The organism is Acidovorax sp. ST3 (assembly GCF_003231145.1).
In the GTDB taxonomy this organism is placed as follows: Bacteria; Pseudomonadota; Gammaproteobacteria; order Burkholderiales; family Burkholderiaceae_C; genus Acidovorax.
Window position 1 is genome coordinate 1 of the sequence record NZ_QKVP01000110.1, and the last position, 565, is coordinate 565.

General features: G+C 68.7%; 1 protein-coding gene. It reads left to right on the top strand.

Annotation, left to right across the window (positions count from 1 at the left end):
• Positions 1 to 565 (top strand): phosphoenolpyruvate hydrolase family protein (locus tag DNK89_RS23840; protein WP_110962019.1); only part of this gene is annotated, 565 nt, incomplete at both ends.

Below are 565 nucleotides of genomic sequence, written 5' to 3' on the forward strand. Positions count from 1 at the left end.
GGCATCGACCTGATCGTGATCTACAACTCGGGCCGCTATCGCATGGCCGGGCGCGGCTCGCTGGCCGGCCTGCTGGCCTACGGCAACGCCAACGAGATCGTGGTCGACATGGGCCGCGAAGTGCTGCCGGTGGTCAAGCGCACGCCGGTGCTGGCCGGCGTCAACGGCACCGATCCGTTCTGCGACTTCGACGTGTTCCTGGACGACCTCAAGCGCCAGGGCTTCGCTGGCGTGCAGAACTTCCCCACCGTGGGCCTGATCGACGGCACCTTCCGCGCCAACCTGGAAGAGACCGGCATGGGCTACGCGCTGGAGGTGGACATGATCCGCCTGGCGCACGAAAAGGGCATGCTGACCACGCCGTATGTCTTCAACGAGGACGACGCCGTGGCCATGACGCAGGCCGGCGCCGACATCATCGTGGCGCATATGGGCCTGACCACCGGCGGTTCGATCGGCGCCGAGACCGCGCTGACGCGGGATGACTGCGTCGCCGCCATCGACCGCATCGCGGCGGCCGCCCTGGCCGTGCGTCCCGACGTGATCGTGCTGTGCCACGGCGGCC